This is a genomic window from Xenorhabdus santafensis (assembly GCF_033949405.1).
Taxonomy (GTDB): Bacteria; Pseudomonadota; Gammaproteobacteria; order Enterobacterales; family Enterobacteriaceae; genus Xenorhabdus; species Xenorhabdus santafensis.
Genome location: NZ_VCDN01000528.1, coordinates 1 through 269, shown reverse-complemented (window position 1 = coordinate 269; position 269 = coordinate 1). Strand labels below are relative to the sequence as shown.

The 269-nt window shown below is 32.7% G+C and carries 1 protein-coding gene; it reads right to left on the bottom strand.

Going from position 1 to position 269, the window contains the following annotated elements:
• Positions 1–114 precede the first annotated feature (114 nt).
• Positions 115–269 (bottom strand): ATP-binding protein (locus FE392_RS23270; protein ID WP_500692723.1); only part of this gene is annotated, 155 nt, incomplete at its 5' end.

Genomic DNA, 269 nt, shown 5'->3' with positions numbered 1-269 from the left:
ATAAAAAAAGAAATAAATACCCACTTTTTCATTTCTAGTTCCTCCTTAACGTAACTTACGTATAGAATAGAAAAAACTATTAAAATAAAAAGTGGGGTAAAGTTTAAATTTTTATTAAATTGTTACGTTCTCGTCTTTTGGCAATCGCACTTCAAACATTGTTCTAACTACATTACTTTCAGCAGAAATTGTACCGTTATGCTGCTCAACAATATTTTTCGCAATAAACAGTCCAAGGCCTGTCCCGCCACGGTTCTCAGTTCTCGATT